The sequence below is a fragment of the Comamonas sp. HJ-2 genome, from assembly GCF_053615495.1.
In genome coordinates this window covers 1-24,189 of the sequence record NZ_JBSIFD010000013.1, presented here as the reverse complement: position 1 = coordinate 24,189, position 24,189 = coordinate 1, and the positions used below count along the sequence as shown (strand labels likewise).

Sequence of the window (24,189 nt, the reverse complement as noted above, 5' to 3'; positions counted from 1 at the left end):
TCGTCAGGCCGTCAGGCCGGCATCACTGCTGCAGCTGCGCCCAGACCTTGTCCAACCGCTTGGCGCTGACCGGATACGGCGTGCGCAGCTCCTGGGCAAAAAAGCTCACGCGCAGCTCCTCCAGCATCCAGCGGTACTCCTGCATTCGGGCATCGATCTGCCCTTTGCGCTCGGCCACCAGCCGCCAGTAGCGCTGCTCCAGCGGCAGCAGCTCCTTGAGCTTGGCGGCATCGCGCGCCCTGTCGGCCCGGTACTTGTCCAGACGCGAGCTAATGGCCTTGAGGTAGCGCGCGTAATGACCGAGCTGCGCCCAGGGGGCCACGGCGATGAAGTTCTTGGGCATCAGCTTTTGCAGCTGCTCGCTCGCGTCCTTGGTAGCCTCCGGCGCGTTCTTGGTGTCCTTGATCTTGCGCGCGGCGGCTGCGTACTCGATAAGGATGGTGGCCGACATGCGTGCCACCTCGTTGGCAATCAGCGTCAGGCGCCCACGGCCGTCCTGCACGCGCTGCTTGAAGTCGGCCTCGTTGCTCGGCAGCGGCTCCTGCAAAAAGGCGCGGTCTATGGCCACATCGATGATCTGGCCGCGCAGCTCTTCCTGCGTGCCCAGCGGCATATAGGCCACGGCCATCTTCTGCAGATCGGGAATGTTCTTTTCCAGATACTTGAGCGCATCGCGAATCTGCAGCGCGAACAGCCGGCGCAGGCCCACGCGATGCTTTGCGGCAGCGGCTTCGGGTTCATCGAAGACTTCGATGCCGACGGCGTCGCCATGGTCGATCAGGGCCGGAAAGCCGATCAGCGTGGTGCCGCCCTTCTTGATTTCCATGAGCTCGGGCAGCTCGCCAAAGCTCCAGTCCTTGTAGCGCGCATCATGAGACTGGGCTGGCATGCCCGCCGCAGACTTATCATTTTTAGGAGCTGCTTGCGCCTTACCCTTATCATTTTCAGATGCTTTTTGCTCGGAATTGACCGGCTCACCATCGCTAGCAGCTACCTTTAATGAAGCAAGCGCCTGGAATGCACCGCGTGCCTTGGCGCCCCACTCGGCCTTGAGCGCGCCCAGATTGCGGCCCTGGCCCAGTTGGCGGCCATGCTCGTCGGTGATGCGGAAGTTCATGAACAGATGCGGGCTCAGCATGTCCAGCTTGAAGTCGGCGCGCTTCACATCCAGCGAAGTCTCGTCGCGCACCTGCTTGAGCAAGGCGTCGATAAGTCCGCCCTGGGCCCAGCGCTCGCTCTCGGTGAACAGCTCGGCCAGCCGCGCCGCGCTCTCGGGCAGCGGCACGAAACGGCTGCGCGGGCGCTGGGGCAGGCTCTTCAGCAGTGCCTGGATCTTGTCCTTGAGCATGCCCGGCACCAGCCACTCGGCGCGCTCCTCCGACACCTGGTTGAGCACGAACAGCGGCACGGTGACCGTGATGCCGTCGCGCGCGTCGCCGGGGCTGTGCAGATAGCTGGCGCTGCAATCGGCACCGCCCAGCTTCACGGTCTTGGGAAATTTGTCCGTGGTGATGCCGGCGGCCTCGTGCCGCATCAGCTCGTCCTTGGACAGGCGCAGCAGCTCGGGCTGGTTCCTGCTCTCGGCGCGGAACCACTTGTCGAAGCTCGCGCCGCTGTACACATCCTTGGGCAGATGCTGGTCGTAGAAGGCAAAGATCAGCTCGTCGTCGACCAGCACGTCCTGGCGACGGCTCTTGTGCTCCAGCTCCTCGACCTTGCGCATGAGCTTGAGGTTGGCGGGCAGGAAATGCCACTTCGTTTCCCACTCGCCCTCCACCAGGGCCTGGCGGATGAAGAGATTGCGCGCCTCATGCGGATCGACGCGGCCGTAGCTCACGCGGCGGCCGTTGTAGACCACCAGACCGTAGAGCGTGGCGCGCTCCAGCGCCACCACATCGGCCTGCTTCTTGCTCCAGTGCGGGTCCAGCAGCTGCTTCTTGAGCAGATGGCCGCCCACCTCCTCCAGCCACTGCGGCTCTATGGCCGCAATGCCGCGGCCGTAGAGGCGCGAGGTCTCGACCTGCTCGGCCGCCACGATCCAGCGGCCGGGCTTCTTGCTCAGGTGAGCGCCGGGGTGCGGGTGGAACTTGATGCCGTGCGCGCCCAGATAGCTCTCGCTTTCCTCTGCACGATAGCCAATATTGCCGAGCAGCCCCGACAGCATGGACAGGTGCACGGCCTCATAGCCCGCCGCCTCGTTGTTGAGCAGCCATTTCTGCTCCTTGACCACGGTCAGCAGCTGAGAGTGAATGTCGCGCCACTCGCGCACGCGGCGGATATTGATGAAGTTCTGGCGCAGCAGTTGCTCCCATTGGCGGTTGCTGATCTTGTGCGTGGCCTCGTCGGCATGTTGGGCCTGATCGGCAGGGTTGAACAGCGCCAGCCGCTCTTGCACCGTGCCTTCGAGCTGCGCGCCGCTGGCACGCTGACTGACGGGCAGGAAGGCCTGGTTGCGCGCATTCGGCTTGGCGGCCGGCGCGTGCTGAGCCGCCATTTCCTTGCGGCTCTTGGCCACGACCTTGCCGCCGCGCGCATCCGACAGCCACTTCCACAGCCGCAGATAGCCGCTGAATTCGCTTTTCTCGTCGTCGAACTTGGCATGTGCCTGGTCGGCCTGCTGCTGCGCTTCCATGGGGCGGTCGCGCACATCCTGCACGCTGAGGGCCGAGGCAATGATCAGCACCTCGGCCAGGGCGCGGCGCTCGCGCGCTTCCAGAATCATGCGGCCCACGCGCGGGTCCAGCGGCAGGCGCGACAGCTCCTTGCCCATGGGCAGCAGATGGCCGTGATCGTCCACCGCGCCCAGCTCGGCCAGCAGTTGATAGCCGTCGGCAATGGCACGGCCCGAGGGGGCTTCGAGGAAGGGGAAATTCACCACATCGCCCAGACCCAGCGACTTCATGCGCAGGATCACGCCGGCCAGCGAGGAGCGCAGGATTTCGGGGTCGGTGAAGCGGTCGCGGCTGACAAAGCTCTCTTCGTCATACAGGCGAATGCAGATGCCGTTGGCCACACGACCGCAACGGCCCGCGCGCTGGTTGGCCGCGGCCTGCGAGATCGGCTCGACCAGCAACTGCTCCACCTTGCTGCGGAAGGAGTAGCGCTTCACACGTGCCGTACCGGCGTCGATCACATAACGAATGCCCGGCACCGTGAGCGAGGTTTCGGCCACATTGGTGGCCAGCACGATGCGCCGGCCCGTATGGCCGTCAAAGATACGGTCCTGCTCGGCCTGCGACAGGCGCGAGAACAGCGGCAGCACCTCGGCGCTGCGCAGTGTGGGCGAGTGCTGCAAATGCTTGCGCAGATGGTCGGCGGCTTCGCGGATCTCGCGCTCGCCGGGCAGGAAGATCAGGATATCGCCGCCCTTGCCGCCAGCCCAGAGCTCATCGACGCCATCGGCAATGGCGTCGTTCAGATCCCTGTCCTTTTCACCCTCGAACGGGCGATAGCGCATCTCCACCGGATAGGTACGACCCGAGACCATGATCACGGGTGCAGGACCGTTCTTCGATTCGAAGTGCTTGGCAAAGCGGTCGGCATCGATGGTGGCTGACGTGACCACCACCTTCAGATCGGGGCGCTTGGGCAGGATCTGCTTGAGATAGCCGAGCAGAAAGTCGATGTTCAGGCTGCGCTCATGCGCCTCGTCGATGATCAGCGTGTCGTAGGCCTTGAGCAGCGGATCGGTCTGGGTCTCGGCCAGCAAGATGCCGTCGGTCATCAGCTTGACGGAGGCGTTCTTCTGCAGCATGTCCTGAAAGCGCACCTTGTAGCCCACCACTTCGCCCAGCGGGGTGTTCAGCTCCTCGGCAATGCGCTTGGCCACCGAGCTGGCGGCAATGCGGCGCGGCTGGGTGTGGCCGATCAGATGGCCGCGCACCTGGCCGTTGGCATCGGGGGCGGCATTGAGCCTGCCCCGGCCCAGCGCCAGTGCGATCTTGGGCAGCTGCGTGGTCTTGCCCGAGCCGGTCTCGCCACAGACGATGATGACCTGATGGCGATCCATGGCCTCCATGATTTCCTGGCGACGGCTGGATACGGGGAGCGACTCGGGGAAGTTGATCTTCAAAGACATAAGGGCTGGGATTATCCCCGTCCTTGACCAGTCTTGCGCAGCAATGGCAAAAGCAGCCGTGCCGCGCCATTTTCAACGCACTGCGTTGCGCCGGTGACAACGGCTGCAGCAGCGTTCATCGCGGGGACGCCAACGCTTGCTATGCTCGCGGCAATTTTCGGTTTCCCTCCTGCCCATGGTTTCGACTGCTGCTTTCGTCATTCCTCTTCTGGCTCTCTGGCTCTGGTGGCCTGTCTCCAGCCTCAACGGTACTTCTCGTCTTGCCCGCCTGCTGGCCACGCTGATCACGGCCTTGCTGGGCATTGCGCCGGCCTTGCTGCTCAAGGCCGTGCAGACGAATGCCCTGCCCTACGCCGTGGTGGCGCGCCTGCAGGTTCCCGGCGGCTGGATTCTGGCCATGCTGCTGATGCTGGCGCTGTTCGTGCTGCTGCGCGATCTGCTGTGGCTGATCGCCCGACTCATGGGGCGAACCAGCCTGGCGCAGCTGCTGCACCTTCCCGCACTTACCGCAGCCGCCGTGGTGGCGACCGGCTGCCTGAGCGCCATCGGCGTCTTCAACGCCCTTCAGCCGCCCAGGGTGCATGAGCAACAGATCGCGGTCAGAAACCTGCCCACCGCCCTGCAGGGCCTGCGCATTGCCGTGCTGGCCGATATCCACGCCAGCCCGGTCAATGATGCAAGCTATGTGCAGACCATCGTGCAGCGCACCCTGGCCACCACGCCCGACCTGATCGTGCTGCCCGGCGACATGGTGGACGGCGATGTCGCCACCAGCCGCGCCCATGTGGCGCCGCTGGCCGCCTTGAGCGCGCGCTACGGCGTCTGGGCGGCGCCGGGCAACCACGAGTACTACAGCGGCTACAACGCCTGGATGGCCGAGTTCCGCCGCCTGGGCCTGAATCTGCTGGAAAACCGCATGCAGCTGCTGAACATCAAGGGCAGCAAGCTGGCCCTGTCCGGCATCGGCGACCCGGTGTTCGGCCGGACCTCGCCCAACAACGCCGACCCCGAGGTCGCCGAAGGCGTTCCCCCCGATGTGGATGCGGTTGCCGCCCAGGCCCGCAAGGCCGGGGCAGCGTTTCATATCCTGCTGGCGCACCAGCCCAAATTCGCGCGCGACAACGCGGACAAGGGCGTGAATCTGCAGATATCGGGCCATACCCACGGCGGACTGATCCTGGGCATGGACCGCTGGCTGGTGGCTCCCGTCAACAACGGTTTTGTGCGCGGCGAATATGACGTCGGCAATATGAAGCTGCTGGTCAGCAGCGGAGCAGGCCTGTGGGCCGGTTTTGCCATACGCCTTGGTGTGGCGCCGCGAATCGAGCTGCTGACGCTGGTTGCGCAGCAGTGATTACCGGCCTTGCTGACTCCCGGGGTTCAGCAAGGCTTGTATTTCGTTGAAATCTTTACAGCGCAAAACACTCTCAACCATTTGAAGCATTTGCAAAAATCAAACAGATTTCGAGATCCGAGCTTTTCCCGGCAATCCCGGCTTCCATAAAGCACCTGATTTATTGCCTTCTTTTCAAATCAGTCACTTACGCCATAAATCCCTTGAAACTCCGCGCAGCTCCATTAATCCAAACCCCATTCATGGATTGCCATGCCTGACAAAAAGCTGTCAAAACCGAACGTGCTTACATTCCCGTAAAGCGATCCGACAGGCTGCGGCAAATGCGCCGCTAAGATACAAATCATTTTTCAGGGTCCGTACCGGTTCATGCCAATGCGCAAAAACCGGCCCATATTCCACGCATTGCCCAGGCAGCAATGCCGCCGAGCGGCCATTCCAGCGGACTCTTTTCTCGATTGCAGACCATGAATTGTTCCCAATGCGGCAATCCGCTCTCTCCGAATGCCAAGTTCTGCAAGAACTGCGGCGCCAGACAAGCACCGGAAGCGGCAATCACTGCTGTTGAAAAAACCTGCAGCCAATGCCAGGCTGTCTGCAAGCCCGAGGCCCGCTTCTGCACACGATGCGGCCTGGTGTTCGAGCGCCCCGGCGATAGCCATGCCGCAGTGGCAGCTGCGCCGCCCATGCCTTCAGGTGCCTCGCAGACTATTGACAGCGCAAGCCTGGCCCCTCCCCTGATCGAGCCCATGGATACACCCGCGCCAAGGCCGCCACAGTCGGAGCCTGCCGCAAGCTTTGCGCAGCGCAATGACCGCACGCCGGCCTTTCCCCAGGAACCGGTGCGCGGCAGCAATGCCTGGATCAAATGGGTGGCGCTGGCACTGCTGGTCGCAGCCATTGCAGGCGGTGTGATGATGGCAAGCAATATGAAGGGCCTGACCAGCTCGGGCAATAGCGCATCCAGCTCGTCCCAAGCCGGCAAGGATGGGATTTCGCCCGAAGACAAGGCCAAGGCCGACGCCCTGGTCGGCCCGCTGGGCGGCAGTACCGCAGCGCAAACGACACCTGCCGAAAATGCCCCGATTGCCGGCGCCGTAGACAACGCGCCCGCCACGGCAGTCACCCCCGCAGCAACGACAGCAAACACTGCCAGCGACGCACCCGCGCCTGCGGCCAGCCCGGAGCCGTCCTCAGCCCCGGCATCTGGCAAACCGCCCGTGCCGCCCCCTGCAAGAACACCTGCAGTCAAGAAGAATGCCGCGCCATCCCTGGATGACCTGCTGGATTGAAAGCCATGAAAAAACTCAAACTCACTGTGCTCGCCTGCGCCGCAACCCTGCTCGGCGGCTGCGCCAGCTTGCAAGATGCCTCCACATCGCTGAGCTGCATGCTCTCGCGCGTCACCAACTCCGCAGACCCTAGCTGCGGCCCTGGCGGCGGCGCGCCCGCAACCGCTGTTTCGGGCGGGCAGAACGAGCGCTTTGCCCGCTTGCAGGCCGCTCTGGATCAGGAGACGCAGCATGCGCAGAGCATGCAGGCCCAGGCCGTGCAAGCCATGCAGAAGCTGCCGGCCAAACAACGCGCCGTGGCAGGGCCGTTACAGACCAGGACCGTCAGCATTGCCGACGGGCAGTCGGGACAGACACACCAGATGCGCAGTTTCTCAGCACTGACCGTGGAGATGCCGCTGGCCGCCAAGGGTCGCAAGGAATATACCCAGGCCATGAATGTGCTCAAGGAACTGGCCAATGAACTGGCCGACAACCGCGGCTCGTCGAGCATCGTGGTCGATCAGTCCGACGAGGATGTCAGGGCCGGGCGTGTGAATACCGCCACTGGCACCACCCAGTCCAAGGGCGGCAAACCCGTGACTGTCATCAAGAAGATCGATACTGGTCTGCCCGCCGGCGTGGAGCGTTACACCATCGAAGCCGGCGAGATCCGCGGCAAGCTTTGACCCCCGGCCAGCCAGCGGCTCATCGCGCCACACCAGCCAGCCTCAACAACCAGACAGGACGAAAAATGAGAGAGCAACCCCTGGGAGAAATACGTTTTGCCACCCTCGCCAGAGCCGCCGAAGGACTGACGCAATGGCGACCGCTGCTGCTGTGCTTTCTGACACTGCTGCTGACCGGTGCACTGATAGCAGGCGCGGCCTGGATGCTGGTCAAGGCCGGCTTCTTCATGTACCTGATCTTCATGCTGGCGGCTGTCGTCGCACTGCTGGCCGGCTCTTCGGGCGTTGGCATCATGCTCATGGACAAGGCCAGGAACGAACCCGTACGCTCCTTCTCGGCAGCGGCATCGGCCGGTCTGCTGTGCCTGCCCAAATTCCTGCTGGTCGGACTCGCGATATTTGTTGCCACACTGGCCTACTACCTGCTGGCTGCTGTCATTTACTTCATCTGCAAGATTCCCGTGCTCGGCGGCATTCTGGCCTTTGTGGCCCACCCGATTCTGGTGCTGGTCGCTGCAGCCTTGCTGATCGCCATGATCTGGGTCGTCGGCCCCTTGATGGGCCCTGCGCTGTGGAGTGGCCTGTCCGTCAAGGCTGCGCTGGCCAATGTGCTGAGCATCGCTCGCAAGCGTCTGGTCGAAGTGGTGCTGATGGAAGTCGTGCTCTATGTCATTTTGGGCCTGGTCTGCTTCATGCTGTTTGCCGGACTGGTGCCTGCCACCGTCTCCCTGACCGGGATGGCCATGAGCATTACCGGAGATGCCGGCTCCATGGCCGGCATGTTCATGGGCGGCGGCTACGGCCGTGGCTACGGTGGTGGCTTCAACCCCATGGGCATGATGGGGGGCGGCAGCACCGGCCTCATCGCCGGCCTGGGCGTTCTCTACTGCGTGGTGGGCGCACTGCTGGCCCAGGTGGCCATCATGGGCATGAATCTGATCTATCTGCAGGCTCGTGAAAGCGTGGACCCGGCCGAGGCCGAGGGTGCACTGGACAGCCTGATTGGCGATGTGCGCAAAAAAGCCGAGGAAGCCAAGGCCCAGACCATGGCTGCCGCAGAACGCACCATGGCTGCGGCCGAGCGCGCCAAGCAGGCTGCCAGCGAGCGCCTGCAGGAAGCCACAGCCAAGCCCGCCGCCACCGACACCCCGCCCGGCAACGACAGCAATGCCAGCGCTGGCGCAGCCACGGCTGGCGCAGCAGCGACTGGCGCAGCAGCGGCTGCCGCAGGCCTGACTGCCGCCACAGCGGCATCCACCGAACAGGCATTTGCCGAGCAGCAGGCGCGCGAGCGCGCTGCCGCCGATGCGGCGGAAAAAGCACGTCAAAGCGCTGAAGAGGCAGCCGCCCGCCAGCGTAGCGAAGCCGAGGCGGCACGCCTGCGCGCCGAGGCCGAAGCAGCCCGCCTGAAGGCTGAAGCCGAGGCCGCCGAGCAAGCTGCACGGGAACGTGCGACACGCGAACGTGCGGCTGCCGAAGCTGAGGAACTGGCCGCACGTCAGCGGGCCGAAGCCCAGGCTGCAGAGCGCGCTGCACAACAAAAGGCCGCTGAGGAGCACGCCGCAGCCCAGGCTGCCGAAGAAGCACGTCAGCAAGCAGAAGCAGAGCGCTTGAAAGCCCAGGCCGAGCAACTGGCCAGGCAGCAGGCTGCTGAGCGTGAAGCATCCCGCGCCCGCGCCGAAGCAGAGGCCGCCGAGAAAGCCCGCCAGGCTCAGGCTGCGCCGAGCTGCCCAGCCTGCAGCGCCCCGGTAGCCGCCAATGACCTGTTCTGCGGCGAATGCGGCAACAAGCTCAAGTAGAAGCTTGCATGGAAAAGCCTGCAGCGCTTGCGAACGAGCGCTGCAGGCCAAAAGCAAAAAAGGGGCTTTCAGCCCCTTTTTTTGTGCTCCCCGGACTCAGAGCCCGCAAGCCTGTGCGACCTGCTCCTTGAGCCCCTCGGTCGATGGCTCGCGCCCCGTCAGCGCCAGCAGCCCGCAGGCCAGCGAACCCTGCCAGTGCACATAGTCATGACCGGTGCTGTGCACACGCTGCACGACCTTGTTGCCCTTGCTACGCAGCACATCACCCAGCTCCTGGCTGGTTTCGCGTATGCCTGCCTGACCACCGCGAGCCCCTTCGTATAGGCCGGCATCAAAGTAAAAGCGAATGGGCAGTTGCGGTGCTTGCTCATACTGGCGAGCCAGCCAATTGGGCGACTCGCCCTTGGGTGCCCACCAATAGGAGCCCGAGAGACTGAGCACATTGCCAAACCACTGCGGATAGCGCAGCGCCACATAGCTTGAAGCCAGGCCGCCATAGCTCGATCCTGCGATCACCGTGCGCTCAGGTCCGGCCGCTATGCCCTGAACCTTGAGCCAGGGCATGAGCTGCTTGCCCATGAAGTCGGCAAACACCGGGTTGGGCGGCAGCTCGCGGCTGCGCGCGTCGCCTGCGCCATTGGCCACCAGCACGACGGCTGTTGCAGGCAGCAGGCCGTCGGCCATGAGGTTGTCGATGATGGCGGGCGTGGGAACCTGGCGCAAATAGGCCTGGGCGTCGAACAGCACCAGCATGGAACGCTGAGCCGCATCCGCCTGCTGCCAGCCCTGCGGCTTGTAGATCCAGATATCGCGCCCATTGCCCAGTGCCTGGCTGCCCAGCCAGTGACGCTGCAACTGGCCAGCTGCCACGCTGGCGCGGGACTGGCTCCAGGGTTGGGGCGGCGCCTTGGCCAGCGTCAGCACGGAGCGTCCGTCGTAGCGATCCTGCACCGCCTGCAGATCCGCAGACCGCCCCCAGCTCTGGCGATTGAGCGGATCGCGCTGCAAGGTGGACAGAATGGATCGGCGCTGAATCATGGCATCGGCCGAAACCGCAGGCACATCGGGCGCAAAACCATAGCTGAGCCGCGCATCCCTGGGCATGACGAAGCTGGCCCACCAGACATCGCTGCTTCCGAGGCGCTGCAGAGGCTCATGGTTGCCCGATGGACTTCCGAACAGCCGCACGGACTGTCCGGCGCCGCGCCAGACAAAGCTCACCAACTGGTGCTCCGCATCCCAGGGCTCGATCAGCGGCGTGCCCTGGCGTTCCATTTCCTGCCAGAAGCTGCGGCTGTCGCCGCCCTGCGCCAGCCGCGCCTGCAAGGCCTTGAGCCTGGGGCTGCGCAGCGGCTCGGGTTCGATCTCTGCCGCAGGCGCATGGCCGGCCGCCAACGGCGCCAGCACCTGGGTGATCGTCAGCTCGTAGGCGCCAGGAATGGGCGCAGCATAGGTCGGAGCACCGATGTGTCCGTCCTGCGCCGCCAACACGCCGTTTGCCGCCGACGCATAGGGCTGGACCTTCTCGGCGCGCAGCACCAGACGCTCCTTCGCCATGCCCCGGCTTTGCCAGGTAAATGCGTGATCGACGCCTGCGCCCTGGCTCAGCCGCCGCAGATGGCGCCCGTCAGGCGTTTCCACATCCAGCACAACGCCCAGTGCCTGCAGATTGCCGCGAACCACTGCGCCGGCCGGAGCCTCCAGCTGCAGGCTCAGCTTCTGTCCCGACGCCAGCCTGCCGGAGAACGGCTCCCGCACCGAAAGCAAGGAGGCCGCCTTGCCCGCGCTCTGAACAGTGCCGCCAGGCAAGGGCCGGGCCGCACCGGCCGAGCCGCCGATGCCGACGCTGGCCGCAAGCAGACCAGGAACAAGCAAGGAGCGCAGCCCTTTGCCCGATGGCCTGTGGCCCATCATCGGCAGGCACAAACCTTGAAGATCTTCATGCATTGATGCTTCCCTCGCCTCAGAAGTCCACGGCAGCGCTGATGCGCACGGTGCGCGGTGCGCCCACGGTCAGGAAGTTGTCGGTAAAGGCGCCGGCCCAGTAACTGCGACCAAAGACGTTGTCCACCGTACCGCGCAGCACCACCTTCTTGTCGGCAACGCGCGTGGTATAGCGGGCGCCGACATCAAAGCGCGTCCAGCTCGGTGCACGCAAGGTGTTGGCCGAGTTGACCCACTGCTTGCCCGTATGCACCAGGCGTGCGTTCAGCGCCAGACCGGCCACGCCCGGCACATCCCAGTCTGCCGCCAGATTGGCCGCCCAGCGCGCCGCGCCGAAAGCATCATGGCCGTCGTTGTTGCCGCCCTGGGTGCTGGTCAGCTTGGGCTGCAGATAGGTGACGCCGCCCAATACACGCAAGCTGGAGCTCACGGCACCAAAGGTATTCCACTCCACACCGCGATTGCGCTGCTCGCCATTGAGCTTGAGGGTATTGGCCGCCGTATCGATGGTGGTCGAAGGCTTCTCGATCTGGAACAGCGACAGCGTATTCGTCCAGCCTGCGCGGCGCCACTTCACGCCCGCCTCCATCTGCTTGGATTTGTAGGGTGCGAATGTCTCGCCTGCATTGGCATAGGTGGGACCCACCTCGAGACCGGGGCTCAGCCCCTCGATGTAGTTGGCGTAGAAGGACAGATCCTCGCCCCAGGGCTTGGCCACCAGGCCCAGCATGGGAGTGACGGCGCTCTCGTCGTAGCCCTTCATTTTCTGATTCACGCGCTGGTGGCGTGCGCCCAGCGTCAGCAGCAGCCTGTCCTGCAGCAGGCTCAGGGTATCGGCCACGGCGAAACTGCGAATCACATTGTCGTTTTCCTGGCGCACGGCATTGCGCGGGCCTGCCAGAACCGGCAGCACCGGGTCGTAGATATTGGTGGTGTAGTTGCTGCTGACCACGATGGGCAGCGCGCGCCCGCCTTGCTGCTGCAGCTCGTTGAACGAGAACACCAGTTGATGGCCCACATCGCCGGTCTTGAAGCGGCCGCGCAAACCCGCGTCCAGCGCCGTGCTGTTGGTATAGCCCTGCAGGTTATAGGTCTGCCCCACGGCGGAGCCGTCGCCCACGGCATTGAGCACCACGCGTGTGCCCACGGGCTGGCCAACATAGTCATGCCAGGCCTTGCCCAGGCTGCCGTAGAGCTGCCAGCTGTCGCTGAGCTCGAAACTGCCGCGCAGCGCCACCGACTTGTTCTCCACTTCGGTGTTGACGCCGCGGAACAGATTGTTGCTGGCATCCGGTGCGCCGATCAGATTCTTCATCTTGCCAAAGCTCACCATCACCGGGCTGCCGTTGTCCAGGTTCACCATGTAGTGATAGGCATCCAGCCCCAGCGTGAAGCGATCGCCCTGATAGTCGAGCGCCACTGCGCCCAGACGGCGGCGGCGCTTCTGGTCGTCAACCTCGGTCTCCCCGCTGGACAGCGCGCCGTTAAAGCGTATGCCCAGGCGGCGCTCGGGGCCGAAGCGCCGCGACACATCCACATGCTCCTGCAGCTGCGAACCCGAGGTGAAAGTGGTGGTCAGCCGCGTCAGATCATCGGCCAGTGGCTTCTTGCTGACCACATTCACCACGCCGCCAACCGCCCCACTGGGAGCCATGCCGCCGAGCAGCGCACCCGGGCCCTTGAGCAGCTCCACGCGCTCTATCATCTCGGTCGGTATATGGCTGTCGGGCGCCAGGCCATACAGGCCGTTGAACGCCACTTCGCTGGCGTTGACGTCGAAGCCCCGAATCACATAGTTCTCGTTGACATGGCCGGTATTGGTGGTGAAGCGCACTGAAGAGTCGTTTTCCAGCACGGCAGCCACCGTGGCCGCATTCTGGTCGCGGATCAGCTCTTCGGAATAGGCCGTGATGTTGAAGGCGGCATCCATCACATCCACATTGCCCAGCAGCCCCAGGCCTGCGCCCTTGGCGACCTGAGCACCAGAGGCCAGCGCAGGCAGAGCGTTGCCGTCCAGCTTGCCGGAAACCGTGACTTCGCTCAGGCGTTTTTCCTGCTGGTCCGGTATCTGGGTCTGTGCCTGGGCGCCGGCACTCAAAACCACCAACACAGCCAGCCCTACGGCTGAGCGGGGGCTGCAGCACACAGCAGAAGACAGCCAATGCGCGAATGGAGCGAACTGCGTGGATGCGAGCGCTGAAGCCGACGGCGCCTTGCCTGCGCCGCCACGAACTGGGGTTGCCATGTAGACCTCGTTTTTGATCGATCTCCTATGGCTAAAACGAAGTGCGTGGCTAAGGCTTGTTGAGAATGAATCTCAATTATTTAAATTGTATAACAAGCAAACCTTCTCAAAACGATAGCAGCAAGCGATTTCCATGCATGGCGATAAACCGCTTTCAGGGCTGCCCCCCCGCGGGATTTTCCGTTTCGCAGTTCTGCTCGGCGTTCTCACTCATCAGCACACGCACCACCTTGTGGGCATCGGCATCGAAGACTGCGATATCGGGGCAGTAACGGGCACCTTTGGGCGTATCGACCTTGCGGTAGCTTGCGCCATAGGCCTTGAGGATCTGGGGTGGCTGTCCGGGTCTGGGCTCGGCCAGCACCGTCACCTGGTTCTGGCCCATGCTCGCAGCAGGATCGGCATCGCACCAGTCGGCAGCGGGCTCCTGTCCCAGACTCAGCTCGCCGCCCCGCTGGTAGAGGCCGGCAGGCCAGCGCACATGGCCTTGCGCATAGTCCGGCACCTGATAGCAGGCCATGAGCTTGCCGCCCTTGCGCACTGGCAGCATATAGCTTTCAGCCTGCTCGACCAGTTCCAGCCCTGCGGGCTTCCAGGCATAGATGTTTACACCATGGCTGCAACAGCTGGCACGCCATTCGCTGTAGATGCGCCTGGCCTTGCCATCGAAGGCGGGCGAGCTGATGTCCTGCAGGGACTGCGGCCCCAGCACCAGCTTCTGCGTGCCCGGGTCGTAAAGCCAGGTGCGGTGCTGAATATTCGGCCCCGCAGGCAGATCCAGCGCCTGGGTCAGGTCAGGCCAGCCATCAAAATTCGCATCCACCCAGCGTGGCTGCACCAGCCAGCAACTGCCCACGGCGGCGGTCGGCAGGCTTTGCTTAAGACGCCCCTGCTCATAAACCTGAATGGCGGAAACCAGGAGATCCGTATGTTCGCCGCAGTCAGCCAGAGAGCGCAGCTTCTGATCCATCAGCAGACGCAACTCGTAATGCACTGCATGGGAGAAATCCGGGGGCTGGCGCAGCAGATTGACCGGCCAGCGCTTTTTGCCATCCGTGGACTGCCACTGGCCCTGCAGACGCGGTGGCGCCATGCCCGGCAAGGCCGCTAGCGACCAGCGGCCCGAAGGCTTGGGATCGCTTGCACCCGCCATCGGTGTCTCGGTCAGCTGTCCGCTTGCCGAGCCTTCCAGATCAAGTGTTGCGCCGGGCCGATTGCAGGGCTCGTAGCAATAGCTGCCTCCGACGGCGCCGTCGAGCCGCCACAGCTCCAGCTTGACCGCCTTGCCGGCGATCTCGCCGCGATAGCTCGCCGACCAGACCACCGCTTCATGCAGGGCGTCTACCGTCTCGGCATGCGCCATCGGCGCCCAGCTCATGAGCGCCAGAGCAATGCTCAGGCCTGCAGCCCGGCCAATAAGGCATTTCAGCGTCATATCACTCCCATTCACTTTGATCACCAGGCTCGCGACTGCACCATGCCCACAGCAAACCTTTTAATGTGCGGCCAATATGAATGCTGCAAGATGTGACAAATCTGCGTACAAGCATGGACAGCCGAAGCGATTTATGCAATCAGACAACAACACACAACAAAGCCGCAATACGGGCCTGCTGGTCGCAGCCCAGTCCCTGGGAGGTGCCTCTCCGCCCATCATCATCTCACTGGGCGGTCTGGTCGGGCAGCAACTGTCGTCCAACCCCGCTGCGTCCACCTTGCCGGTCAGCATCTACCAGCTCGGGCTAGCGCTGTCCACACTGCCGGCCGCCTGGATCATGAACCGCATGGGCCGCCGCGCAGCCTATGTGCTGGGCGCCGTTCTGGGCGTGATCTCCGGCGTGGTCGCCGCGCAAGGCATTGCCCACAGCGACTTCGTCACCTTCTGCATCGGCACGGCGCTGGCCGGCTTTTATGCGGCCTGCGTGCAGAGCTACCGCTTCGCCGCCACCGATATGGTGAGCGAGCCAGCGCAACAGGCCAAGGCCATTTCGCGCGTGATGATCGGGGGGCTGATTGCCGCCATCATCGGGCCGCAGGTGGTGATCTGGACGCGCGACGCCCTGCCCGCCACACCGTTTGCCGGCAGCTTCTACAGCCAGGCGGTGCTGGCCCTGCTGGCCCTGCCTCTGCTCATGGGCCTGCGTCTGCCGCCGCCTCAGAGCAAGAAGGCTGTCGTCGACGACGCCAGGCCTCTGGGCGAAATTGCCCGCACGCCCCAGTTCGTCGTGGCCTGCGCTGCCGGTGTGGTCAGCTACGGACTGATGGCGTTCCTGATGACCGCCGCCCCCATGGCCATGGTGGGCTGTGGCCATAGCGTGGGCGAAGCCGCCATGGGCATTCAATGGCATGTGCTGGCCATGTTCGTGCCCAGCTTCTTTACCGGCAAGCTGATTGCACGTTATGGCAAGCGGCCCGTGACCGCTCTGGGCCTGCTAATGATAGGCGCGGCCGGCGTGCTGGCCTTGATGGGGCTGGATATCTTCCACTTCTGGGGCTCGCTGATTTTGCTGGGCGTGGGCTGGAACTTCGGCTTCATCGGTGCCACGGCGCTGCTGACCGAGTGCTACCGCCCCTCGGAACGCGCCAAGGTGCAGGCACTCAACGATTTCCTGGTCTTCGGCACGGTGGCCGTGGCCTCGTTCGGGTCGGGGCAGCTGCTGCACAGCGCCGGCTGGAACGGCATCAATATCGGCATGCTGCCGCTGGTGGCTGTCGTGCTGGTGCTGCTCGGCCTGCACAGCCAGCGCAGGGCAAAGGCCTGAAGCCTGCAAGACGATTGCTATCAACATCAGAGCTGCTGGCGATTGCTGGATGAGCGCATCCGGGTCTTTCTGCATCGAAGTCATTGCATATCAATCGCCAGGCGCTATTTTTCGATAAACCCGTATCCGATGCGAATGCGCTCATCCGGCATCGGATAGACTGAGCCTGCACCCACAGCAGACAGGCAACCAGACTGCCGCCTTGGCGCCTGGCGAACAAACTGCCTCGGCACATGACTGCGGGCTGTCAAAGATTACCTCGGCCCCATCCCTCAAAGCGGCTACTCAACCCCGGCTCCGGCCTTGTCCAGAGTCACGGAGCCACCATACCGAGGCAGCCAGGCCATACACCGGCAGACACTGCAAGCCTCTAAAAATAGGTAACGCTTGAAACGCACTTCAGCGTGCTCCCAAGCCTGCGCCGATGGCAACCGCCAGGCAGGAAGCTGGCCTTCGGAGGCCTGCGCGACTTGCTCAGAAGCTATCAAAGAGCCCAGACACTCAGGCTCCGAGCCCCAAGCCCACGCCTTACAGGTCTCTCGCTCACGACCCAGACCCACCATGCGGCGTGAACCGATCTGCGTCAGCCAGCGCATGAGACCACTGCTTACGCAACCTACAACGGCGTCACATTTGCATCTCATGCAGATTAGAAAAATCCTTACGAACTCCCATATTGATAAGCGATTTCTATAGGGATAGCATCTCCACAAAATTAAACAAAAGAATGAAGTTGATAGAAAAATTGTATTTAGTCACATATAGCCCGAATCCTGTGAACACCAGTCAGACGAGCTGAACGCAGCAGACAGCCAGCGTCAACTCCGAGGCCCGAACAGGATTCGCTGAACACCGGCCTGGAGGTTGACCATGACATCTTCCGAACTCAGCGCAGCATCCGAACTCGTGGCCGCCGTTTTCACCGAGCCGCGTTCGCTGATCCTGTTGCTGCTTTTGCTGGCAGCCAGCATCTGTGACCTGCGCACACGTCGCATTCCCAATCGCCTGACCTTCGGCGGCGCCACTCTGGCCCTGCTCTACGGCCTGCTAGCCCCTCATCCCCATACCGGCGGCTTTTTCTGGGCGCTGGGCGGCCTGGCGGTAGGTCTGGCCTTGATGCTGCCTCTCTATGTGCTGCATGCCATGGGAGCTGGCGACGTCAAGCTGATGGCCATGGTCGGCAGCTTTCTCGGCCCCGCCGCCACCTGTCAGGTCGTGATCTTTGTCTTTATCACCGGCGGCTTGGCAGCCATCAGCTACGCACTCTGGCATCGCATGGCCGGCAAGCTGGTGCGCAACTCGGCCGAGGCAGTGCAGTTGCTCTACGTCAATGTCGCTGCGGGGATCCGTCCCGATGCCCGCTCCAACTCGGCGCATTCGGTAGGCACCTTGCCTTACGGCGTCAGCATCGCCCTGGGAACCCTGGCGTTCCTGGTCGCTCGGCAGTTCACCTGGGTCTAGCCATTTACACAACGGCATAGCGGGAGCCTCCCATGAAAAACCTCAAAGCTTTGGGTCTGTTTATCCTCGCAGCACTGGCCAGTCTGGCAGCGGCTGTCTACGCCGCCAACTGGGTGGCCCAACGCGGCAGCCTGGACGCCGACAAGGTGGTTGTCGCTGCCACCGACATTCCACTGGGCGGCAAGATTCTGCCGAACATGCTGAACACGGTGGACTGGCCTCGGGGCTCGATACCCGATGGCGCTTTCCATGACATGCAACAGCTGCAAGATCGCGTCGTCAAGGTCGGAGTGCTGCGCGGCGAAGCCGTGCTCGAAGGCAAGCTGGCCCCCGTAGGCACCAAAGGCGGACTGGCTGCCGTCATCGCTCCGGGCAAGCGGGCCATGACAGTACGCGTCAACGATGTGGTCGGTGTTGCGGGCTTCGCCCTGCCCGGCAACTACGTGGATGTGGTGGTCAATGCCCAGCAGGAGCAGAACGGCAAGACAGAAGAGTCGCGCCAGATCAGCAAAACCGTGTTGGAGAACGTGCTGGTTCTGGCCGTGGCCCAGGAAGCCGATCGTGACGAAACCAAACCCAAGGTGGTGAGCGCCGTCACCCTCGAGCTGAGTCCGGAAGATGCCGAGAAGTTCTTATGTTCATAAATTTATGTAAACAAGGCCGACTTGTCTAGAGAGAACTATCGATAGCACGCCCCACGCCAACACCTATGTCAACAACTGGACGACTACAGCGGACTTGTTTACAAAAAGAAAATGTCGCTCGCGGTTGGAGGCGATGTGACAGTTATCGGCTCCGAACGGGCCCCGTGACAAATATCTATGATGCTGAGCGGTCCTAGAAGCAGGCTTGGCTCCTTTTCGCTTTAACGTAGGGGAGCTGCTATCGCTCCAGCCAAGCACTCCCCCATAGACAAGGAATTACGAGCCTCGCCATCGTCGGTGGCCCTGATTGACCAGCAAAGTCATTACCCCGAACCCTTTGGCATTTCCGAGCAAACTGCCACCAGTCGTTGCGCTGAACCAGATTCGATGACAAGAACCTGTTGCAGAAAGACAAGAAAGGTCAAGTGACAGCTTTGAACTTCACGGCCTTTGCAAGTAGCTGATCTTGCTCCCGTAGTTTCGGACACAGTTCAATCACTAAGTTGGCCCTCATGTGCGGGGCGACTCTGCACTCATCAGAACTCCCTGGGCGACATCATCTTCAAAATCGAATGCGGCTAGATCTCGTTAAAGTACTCGAACGAACGCGGCGATTGAGCCAGCGCCATCGGCGCATCACCTAGATCGATGCGACATATGTAGTCGCGCTTGAAGGTGTTGACGATGCTTTACGCCATGCCGTTGCTCTGCTGGCAACATAAGGCATGGTGATCGGTTTCGGGCTTTGCGATCTGCCACATAGCCGCTCCAGCAAAACGTGAACAAGTCCGAGGGACAATCTGGAGTAACTGTCACCACGAACTGAGCTAGCTAACTGTGATAGCTAGCACGGATCATGCGCCCGAAAGACAACGAGCACGGAAGAAACTCATCGGGTTTTCTTCGAAAGGGACTCCATTGTCACCTCTGTCTGTTGACGATCAATGACCGGCAGTGGTCTGTCCAGAAAATGCATATTCAGGCCCCTAAGAGCAGCGTTGTAGGCCCAACGTACGTGTCGCTGCTGAATCCTATTGTTTTCCGCTTCAAGTCTTTGTACTTTGGCTTCAAGATAGTGATTATGCTGAAGAATAACATCGATTTCTTGATCGACGATTTTAGCCGCGGCAATGGGCAAGCGTTGCCTGATTGGCTGAGCAGACAAGCTCCTCTTCCTTAGCTTAAAGGCATCAGCAATTCGGCTATGATTATTTAATGCTTGACGAGTGTACCTTTGATTTAAGCGCTTGTTGATTGATTCAACTAGCAAATCCCAACTCAACTTCCCCTCCCAACCGTCAAGAATATCAACAATTTCTTTAATATCCAGATCACTCAGATTCCGCGCACGCGACCACGACTTATCTCTCATAATCTTCATCATGCATCAGATCAATTGCACGACGCTCCATGGCTTGTTCAATCACACCTTGAGTCAGAGAATCGTCGAGGCGAATAACGGCCTGATCAGGGACATTAGGGTCATCTAGAATTGAGCAGAGGCTGTTCAATCGGTCAAGTGTCAATTGCTGATGTCTTACCCACTTGTCCGCACCATATACATCGTTACCGAGGGACTCTTTAGCATTTGCTAGCAATAATTCAGTCTCGCTTCTCAAGGCCCGAATATTTTCCTCCTTACAATCCCCCTCCCCTTTTATACATACCTGCTCATCACAGTTCATGCAGTCTTGGTGTAGCTGACATGGCAACATTGAGTAATCATGTACGCAATATCCATAAGCTGTGGTATGAGCTGTTGGAATTCTCTGCAAAGCGAATTCATCACGTCGAATTAAGGAAACCTTATGTAGACTAGTGATAGGTCCAATCGCAGCAGCCTCCCCAAGATAAGCCAAACGGATTTTTTCAGTTATTTCTCTACTTGAAACATGGTCATAGTAGCCATTTTGGTAAACATTTTTTCGACCTGACCAGCGTGCAATATCTAGCTGATCCATAAAATTAATCTGAGCAATTGTATTTAGATAGTGACGAAATTCATGTGTAGTCACCAGAATTTCACTCCCATCATCCTCGGTGAAACTATATTTCTTAAACAGATTGTTTTCGGATTCTCGAGAAATTCTATTCCCTATATCCTGCGCAATAATTTGATGAATCATGCAGCGGTAGGTAGACTTCCTAGAACTGAGCTCATTCTTTCTAACCAACATAAGAACTTCACTATATTTCAACTTACTTAATTTGTTCAAAAATGGAAAGTTTTTTGGCAACATCTTTATAATAGCCTTCTCCACATCGGAGAAATCCGCATAAAACTTATTGTCGGAATCCTTCTTAAACCTAGGTACGAAATTTAGTTTCACCCATTGATTACCTCTATTAACATTCCTTGTTGCTTCAAAAAAAACTATTTTATCAACTTCACTCATGCTCAAGTCTCTTTTACCTCTGAGATGCTCAAGCTCAGGAGGCAAGAAAAGCTTCGACGGATTTTTTTCATACCATCTTGCAATTTCAATAGCAGGCTCACTCAAATTACGTATCCTTTTTATTGCTTCTCTCACCACGTTATACATAGGTCGGGCAATGTACTTAACCATTGGTGATCCACCTTTAGCCGGCAAGAAACGTATTCCATATACCTTATCTCCCGTCTTAGGATCTACATCATAAACTTCACATATGGATGGCAATAATGTTATCTCGACAATCCGACTTGGAGCACTGCAAAGAAGAGCACACACTGAGGAGACTAGGATGTCATCTGGAGCCTTTCCGATTTGAAAAATTTCCCCTAGTGCGTTGAAAGCGGCAGGAGAAGGTATTTTCCTCTTTCGTCTTCTCTCATATTCCTTCCCCACTCTAATCAAGTATCCCTTATCAGGCGATAACGGATTACGCCACAAGCTAGGCGCCTTGAGCAATCTGTAATCGGATGCAAGCTTATTAATTGCGCAAAGGATCCTCCCGCAATCGTATGCAGAGCCCTCGGAATAGTTAGACTTCAGTATTTGTGCAGCGTGATTCAACACAGTTTGATTAATATCATTTGGATTCGCACTTCCGGTAACGTCGAGCAAAGATAATTCCAGAACCCGAAAAGCCGCCAACATCGCATTCGATTTCCTCGTGGCGCCTAAGAAAAATTTATATATAAAGTAAGATTTAACGAAAGATAAAAGTGGCTCCGCCATAGAAACCAAACCATCATTTCTCAAATTCCTATTTTCCCAGTTCCAGAAATGGATACTTACGCGATGGCTGTCACCTTTCTTTTTCAACCATGTTGATATATCCCAAATATTGCTATAAAAATCGACATCTCCTCCCAGAGAGGACAGTTGCTCTTTGCAGTAAGCCACAAATTGCTCCAGATTTTCAAGCGTTGCCTTCTCCGATTTTGGAACGAATGGGATGACATTACTATTCATTTTTACTCTGACCTTTGAGAAACGATTCAAATACTGCGTTGGTGCCTGCACAAATTAACTACTTGAGCCACAGCAATAATTGTTCTATCATTAACGGTTGCAATACGAGCATCTATTTCTTTAAGTTGTGTGCCACGTTTCTTCAGCAAGTAATCTAATACAGCCTCATGGTCACCATCCAACCAAGGCTCAAAGCTATTACAGGTGTAGCATGCAACCGGGGCACACATATTGCAATATTCGTACTGCCCACATGACGCTAAAGGTGAGTTGCTAATCCGAAGGTCGCGGATATGACTGGATTTATCTTCTTTCCTTGCTGCATACATATCGCCAACAATAATTTTTCCTTCGAATGCTTGCGCAATGGGAGCCAACTCTAAAGCGACCGCCTTATCAATACGTTCCGCGATGTCCGGGCGTGTGTCAATATAGATGCCTGCATGTCTTGTACTCGAGTGATCTAGCAGCTCTGCAATTACTAGCAAACCGTGCCCTTCCTGAGCAGCACGCGTCGCGAAGGTTCTTCGGAATCGAATGGCGGTTATATTAATCGGCCCTCCAGTTCGTTCTGATATGACCTTTAATCTTCTCATTATTCTGTTGAAAGTTTGGCTAATTGACGACGACAAACGATGATGAGCAAACCCAGCTTTAGCCGAAGTTTTGCATTGATATCCAGGAAACAGTGGTGCTTCAAGAGGATCATCCATAATCTTTGAGAACTTAGACCGAACCGCTTCCGCGTATAAACTTACTAGTTTCCCGACAGATTTTATTAACGGCCTATTTCTAAACTCCGAACGCGGTTCACGCCTCTGCTTTGCTCGTGGTACATCAATGCTGTAATCTATCCCAGTCCCCAAATCTACAACCTTCACGTCTTTAACTTTCATTGCAGCTATCTGGACAGGCCTAGCTCCTGTCGCGATAAAAATCAGCGCCATTGTGTATGTTGTGACCGAAACTCCCCCATCTGCGTACTCTCTAGCCATTGCATTATTTATCGACTCAAACTCGAAGTCTGTAAATGGACCAGTTAAAGGATCCTTTGTAGCAACAGCCACCCCAGAATTTGGGGAATTTATTCTTATGTTATTCAATGTCGGCAGCAAATTTTTTGAGAAACCACCTATACTCAATTCCCCCCATTTTTTTAGAACAGACCTTACAGTCAAAGAAACCCTGTTATTCGTCTGTGAGAGCTTATACCTCAAGAAATCTTCACCACTGACTTCATTAATTCTCTCTCTGAACTGATATATAGAGCACAAAAATCCAACAGCAGCGTCAAAATAGAGCACAACAGTTTCCGGTCCGTTGACCATCGCAACCGATGCCATTACTCTTTTTAAGGCTCTTTTAAAGAAATCATCAGCAGCATTAATTTTCTCAAAGTTTATTTTTACGTTAGTTAACCCATCACGGTAATCCCAAAGATCAGCAGTTGCGTCAAAAATTACGCCACTTCGCGTGCGACATGCACTCGATAAGTGCCAATCATCCGGAGACTCATTATTATTTTTAAGTGCATCTTGCATACATTACTTTCCTCCGCGGGCCGGATAGCCTTACTCCTACGCCAGCACGCGTATATATTCTTTTATTCCCTTACCACAAAAAATCTGGGCGCAGGAAAACATCGCGAGTTAAAAAACTAGCGAAAAACGGTAAAGGTGTGGGGGGGAAGGCTTGACGCCTGGCAGAAGGGAATCGATACTTTGCTTGCGGACGTGGTATCAATAGGTACCCTCGAGAGGCGGGCCTTCGGGCTCGCTTTTCGTTTATGTCATGAAAGTTCCTCCGTGGTGTGCGCGCACGCAGCTGGCATTGAGAGAACCAGGGTGATGATTTGGATCTGAAGCGGTTGCAAGCAACCCAACTTAGCCTGTAGCTTGGTCAACAGGACCTGCTCATCCCGGCTAGTGGTCTCCGGTATGGGCATTTGCCGTCGGGATTGCAGCAGCACCTCATTGAGTGCAACCTGCTCTGCCTCATCCAGCTCTAATGTACGCACCAGGCGTGTGAAGAATTCTTGTTTGGGGAGGCCTCTGGAACCACGCTCCAAGGCCGAAAGATAGCTCGACTCATAGCCAAGCAGGTGTGCGGCGTCCTTTTGCATTAGCCCACGCTTGATACGTAGATCTCGCAAAAACTTACTGAACTGATTCACGGCCCCCCCGGCTTTTCAGAACGTGTACTTTTTCAGCAAGACTATTTTTATAAAGACCACACGCATCAAATACTCCCTTATTACGACCGCGGGAGACTAAGCAATCTTTTTCAGGATGTCAATGTTATTTATTGACGCACATGGATATTTGATATAGCCAGAAATCGCATATATCAAACTTTAGCATTTAAACTGTAACTTAACTTAATTGACAAACATCTATTTAAGCTTATACAGACTATAAAAATTCACCAGAAATTTGCACAAACGTGCATTTATAGGTTTATTAGAAAAGGGCGTGTCCGAATTTTTGTGTAAACGGTTCGGACTTCAATTGACGGAGATGCGGTCTCCGAACTGAATGGTAAAGC

The 24,189-nt window shown here is 58.8% G+C and carries 14 protein-coding genes and 2 pseudogenes; 7 read left to right on the top strand and 9 right to left on the bottom strand.

The features are described 5' to 3' along the window. Positions 1–22 precede the first annotated feature (22 nt). A complete protein-coding gene (gene hrpA, locus ACWGXF_RS12170) occupies positions 23–4,078 on the bottom strand; it encodes an ATP-dependent RNA helicase HrpA (RefSeq protein WP_452101970.1) in 4,056 nt (1,351 codons plus the stop codon). Between the two features lie 175 nt (positions 4,079–4,253). Between hrpA and ACWGXF_RS12165 the strand changes: the two genes are divergently transcribed. The 4 genes from ACWGXF_RS12165 to ACWGXF_RS12150 all read left to right on the top strand — a co-directional run bounded on the left by ACWGXF_RS12165 (position 4,254) and on the right by ACWGXF_RS12150 (position 9,191). Continuing rightward, positions 4,254–5,432, top strand: coding sequence for a metallophosphoesterase (locus ACWGXF_RS12165; protein ID WP_452101969.1), 1,179 nt, complete (start codon positions 4,254–4,256; stop codon positions 5,430–5,432). 467 nt (positions 5,433–5,899) lie between these two features. Continuing rightward, positions 5,900–6,724, top strand: coding sequence for a zinc ribbon domain-containing protein (locus tag ACWGXF_RS12160; RefSeq protein WP_256630355.1), 825 nt, complete (start codon positions 5,900–5,902; stop codon positions 6,722–6,724). Between the two features lie 5 nt (positions 6,725–6,729). After that, positions 6,730–7,392 carry a hypothetical protein gene (locus tag ACWGXF_RS12155; protein WP_003067919.1) on the top strand — a complete coding sequence of 221 codons (663 nt, stop codon included), beginning with the start codon at positions 6,730–6,732 and terminating at the stop codon, positions 7,390–7,392. A 65-nt stretch (positions 7,393–7,457) separates the two neighbouring features. Next, on the top strand, positions 7,458–9,191 hold the full coding sequence (locus ACWGXF_RS12150) for a zinc ribbon domain-containing protein (protein ID WP_256630354.1): 1,734 nt from the start codon (positions 7,458–7,460) through the stop codon (positions 9,189–9,191). Between the two features lie 96 nt (positions 9,192–9,287). Here ACWGXF_RS12150 and ACWGXF_RS12145 read toward each other — a convergent pair whose 3' ends face one another. From ACWGXF_RS12145 to ACWGXF_RS12135, 3 genes are all read right to left on the bottom strand, one after another. Next, positions 9,288–11,138, bottom strand: a complete 1,851-nt coding sequence (locus tag ACWGXF_RS12145; RefSeq protein WP_256630353.1) for an enterochelin esterase domain-containing protein — start codon at positions 11,136–11,138, stop codon at positions 9,288–9,290. Positions 11,139–11,154: 16 nt separating this feature from the next. Then, positions 11,155–13,380, bottom strand: a complete 2,226-nt coding sequence (locus tag ACWGXF_RS12140; RefSeq protein ID WP_452101968.1) for a TonB-dependent receptor — start codon at positions 13,378–13,380, stop codon at positions 11,155–11,157. A gap of 154 nt (positions 13,381–13,534) precedes the next feature. After that, positions 13,535–14,815 (bottom strand): XAC2610-related protein, encoded by a 1,281-nt coding sequence (locus ACWGXF_RS12135; RefSeq protein WP_452101967.1) that lies wholly within the window; start codon positions 14,813–14,815, stop codon positions 13,535–13,537. A gap of 133 nt (positions 14,816–14,948) precedes the next feature. On the opposite strand from ACWGXF_RS12135, the gene ACWGXF_RS12130 reads away from it, so the two are divergent. The 3 genes and pseudogenes from ACWGXF_RS12130 to cpaB all read left to right on the top strand — a co-directional run. Continuing rightward, complete coding sequence (locus tag ACWGXF_RS12130) at positions 14,949–16,142, top strand: MFS transporter (protein WP_452101966.1); 1,194 nt, start codon at positions 14,949–14,951, stop codon at positions 16,140–16,142. 870 nt (positions 16,143–17,012) lie between these two features. Then, entirely contained in the window at positions 17,013–17,603 is a 591-nt protein-coding gene (locus ACWGXF_RS12125; protein WP_452101965.1) for an A24 family peptidase, read from the top strand. A gap of 32 nt (positions 17,604–17,635) precedes the next feature. Further along, positions 17,636–18,232, top strand: a pseudogene (cpaB, locus tag ACWGXF_RS12120) (Flp pilus assembly protein CpaB); the annotation flags it as partial. Positions 18,233–18,828: 596 nt separating this feature from the next. On the opposite strand, the pseudogene ACWGXF_RS12115 reads toward cpaB, so the two are convergent. From ACWGXF_RS12115 to ACWGXF_RS12095, 5 genes and pseudogenes are all read right to left on the bottom strand, one after another. Further along, positions 18,829–18,992, bottom strand: a pseudogene (locus ACWGXF_RS12115) (IS3 family transposase); the annotation flags it as partial. Positions 18,993–19,136: 144 nt separating this feature from the next. After that, complete coding sequence (locus ACWGXF_RS12110) at positions 19,137–19,631, bottom strand: hypothetical protein (RefSeq protein ID WP_232538214.1); 495 nt, start codon at positions 19,629–19,631, stop codon at positions 19,137–19,139. After that, positions 19,609–21,645 (bottom strand): integrase, encoded by a 2,037-nt coding sequence (locus tag ACWGXF_RS12105; protein ID WP_182286856.1) that lies wholly within the window; start codon positions 21,643–21,645, stop codon positions 19,609–19,611. The genes ACWGXF_RS12110 and ACWGXF_RS12105 overlap by 23 nt, the downstream gene beginning before the upstream one ends. Positions 21,646–21,671: 26 nt before the next feature. Beyond that, complete coding sequence (locus ACWGXF_RS12100; RefSeq protein WP_182286855.1) at positions 21,672–23,186, bottom strand: site-specific integrase; 1,515 nt, start codon at positions 23,184–23,186, stop codon at positions 21,672–21,674. 248 nt (positions 23,187–23,434) lie between these two features. After that, a complete protein-coding gene (locus ACWGXF_RS12095) occupies positions 23,435–23,818 on the bottom strand; it encodes a helix-turn-helix domain-containing protein (protein ID WP_182286854.1) in 384 nt (127 codons plus the stop codon). Positions 23,819–24,189 lie beyond the last annotated feature (371 nt).